The sequence below is a fragment of the Georgenia thermotolerans genome, assembly GCF_009193185.1.
GTDB lineage: Bacteria > Actinomycetota > Actinomycetes > Actinomycetales > Actinomycetaceae > Georgenia > Georgenia thermotolerans.
This window is the reverse complement of the sequence record NZ_VUKF01000095.1, coordinates 1-2,381: the sequence shown is the minus strand read 5'-3', so window position 1 is coordinate 2,381 and position 2,381 is coordinate 1. Positions and strand designations below refer to the sequence as shown.

2 protein-coding genes are annotated in these 2,381 nt (G+C 72.3%); both read right to left on the bottom strand.

Annotated features, from left to right (window positions below; genetic code table 11):
* Positions 1-62: 62 nt before the first annotated feature.
* A complete protein-coding gene (gene istB / locus GD970_RS21280; protein WP_152204878.1) occupies positions 63-893 on the bottom strand; it encodes an IS21-like element helper ATPase IstB in 831 nt (276 codons plus the stop codon).
* Positions 890-2,245 carry an IS21 family transposase gene (istA, locus tag GD970_RS21275; RefSeq protein WP_152204877.1) on the bottom strand — a complete coding sequence of 452 codons (1,356 nt, stop codon included), beginning with the start codon at positions 2,243-2,245 and terminating at the stop codon, positions 890-892. The genes istB and istA overlap by 4 nt, the downstream gene beginning before the upstream one ends.
* Between the last annotated feature and the right edge of the window lie 136 nt (positions 2,246-2,381).

Sequence of the window (2,381 nt, the reverse complement as noted above, 5' to 3'; positions counted from 1 at the left end):
TGATGCCGCTCGCCGATCTTCCCCAGGGGTGCTCGTTGAAATTCCCCACCCGGAGGCGGTTGTCAATGTAGCGGTCGCGGGTTGCCGGTGGTGGCTCGGCGGAGGGTGTCGGTGGCGGCGTGGTGGGCGCGGAGCCGGTAGGAGTCGCCTTCGAGGTTGAGCACGACGGAGCGGTGCAGGAGCCGGTCGAGCATGGCGGCGGCGACGGTGGTGTCGCCGAGGACCTCGCCCCAGGAAGCCACCCCCCGGTTGGTGGTGAGGATGATCGAGGTCTTGAGGTAGCGCTGGGAGATGACCTGGAACAGCGCCGAGGCGGCCTCGGCAGGCAGCGGGAGGTAGCCGAGCTCGTCGATCACTAGGAGCGTCGGGCCGGCGAAGAAGCGCATGGTGTAGGCCCAGCGGCCCTCGATGGCGGCCTTGTGGCAGCGGGCGGCCAGGTCTGCGGCGGTGGTGAAGTAGGTGCGGTACCCGGCCTCGGCGGCCTTGCGAGCGAGCCCGACGGCGAGGTGGGTCTTGCCGACACCGGGCGGGCCGATCAGCAGGACGTTGGTGGCGGTCTCGAGGTAGCGGCAGGTGGCCAGCTCGTTGATCAGCGCCGGGTCGAGTCCGGGGGCGGCGTCGAGGTCGAAGCCCTCGATCGTCGCGGGAGAGGGCAGGGAGGCGAACCGCAGCCGGCCAGCGAGGCGGCGGGCCTCGGTGTCCTCGACCTCCAGGGCGAGCAGTCGCTCGAGCGCCGCGGTCAAGGACAGGCCCTCGGCGGTGGCCTGGTCCAGGACGGCGGGCAGGTGCTCGGCCGCGGCGGTGAGTTTCAGGGCGGCGAGGTGTCCGCGCAGCTGCTGGTAGAGCGAGGCCTGGGAGGGGCTCATCGGCTCGGTCGTGGTCGTGGTGGTCATGTCAGGGTGTTCCTTCCGTGGGCGGCTTGGGCGTAGCGGGACAGGTCGATGACGACCGCGGCGGCCTCGGCGGTCGCGGTGGTGGGCTGGCCGGTGCGGAGCTGGGCGGCGGCGGCCAGGGCCTCGGGGCCGGGAGGGATGCGGACCTTGGACCGGTGCGGGATCTGGCTCGTGGCGGCCTTCATCGCCTCGGTGTTCAGGGCGGTGACGTGGCCGTGGTCGCGGACCATCACCCCCGTGCCGGGGGCGGCGAGGCGATGCCGGGCGATGACCGGGGCCACCGCGTCGGGCCCGGCGTGGATGTCGAGGTGACCGGTGCCGAGCCGCACGGACACGGCCACGGTGGTGCGGGCGAGCTCGGGCGGGACGGAGTAGAAGTTCCCGCGGTGGGCCACCAGCGCCTGCGCGGAGACCTTCCGCGTCACGGTCGCCGTCGCGGGGAACGGCGCCGCGGGGACCGGGGCGAGGGGCTCGGCGGCGGCGACGGTGGCCACCGAGGACTTCCCGTCCTTCGTGGCCCGCAGCCGGGTGTCCCCGCGGGTGGTGCACCACTTGTCCAGCCGCGCCTGGGCCTCCTCGACGCTCACGTCGTCGGGCAGGGTGCGCCAGAACCGTTGCGCGGCGACATGAACGGCCTTCTCCACCACGCCCTTGCGGTTCCCGCGCCGTGGCGGGCAGATCGAAACCTGAACACCGTAGTGCTTGGCCACGGCCGCGAACGTGGCGGTGACCCTCCCGGTCGGCGGGTGGCACACAGTGGCCATCCGGTCGAACCGCCAGCTCTTCGTGACCCCGCCGAGGGCGCGGGTGATCTGGTCGAGGCCGGCGATCAGGTGAGCCTGCTCCTCCGACTCCAGCAGCGCCCCGCGCCACCTGCCGGAGTGGGCCAGCACGCCGACCAGGAGATGGGCGTTCTTGCCCCACCCCCACGCCTTCGGCGGGTCGGGCAGCTCGACCCAGTCCCACTGGGTCTCCTCCCCGGCCGGGTGCTCGATCACCGCCACCGGCCGGCCCTTGGTCGGCCGGCACGCCTCGCACGCCGGGCGCAGCGCCCTCGTGCGTAGCTGCCGCGTGAAGGTCGGGTATGACCCGGCGTAGCCGAGCTCGACCACCTCATCGAACAACGTTGTCGCCCACAGGTGCGGGTCCTCGGCCAGGCGCCGGCGGCAGTACTCCACGAACGGCTCGAACGGATCGGCGATGGTGCGCTTACGTACGCCCGGCTCGCGGTCGCCGGCGAGGTAGGCGCGGATGGTCTTGCGGTCATGGCCCAGGTGCCGGGCGATCGCGGAGATCGTCCAGCCCTGGCGGTGCAACGCGTGCGCGTCGATGTCGTCCTCCCGTGTCAGCATGACGTGGGGCTCCCTCGAGGTGATGGCTGGTGGTCAGAGACCGCCATCGTCGAGGGGGCCCCACCGTCGTCGGCGGAGCCACACGGGTGGGGAATTTCAGTGAGCAGGTCTGGGGAGTTTCACCTGAGCGTCATCA

Excerpts from the sequence above, each read along its gene's own strand:
- istB (WP_152204878.1), bottom strand. The coding sequence starts at position 893 with ATGACCACCACGACCACGACCGAGCCGATGAGCCCCTCCCAGGCCTCG.
- istA (WP_152204877.1), bottom strand. The coding sequence starts at position 2,245 with ATGCTGACACGGGAGGACGACATCGACGCGCACGCGTTGCACCGCCAG.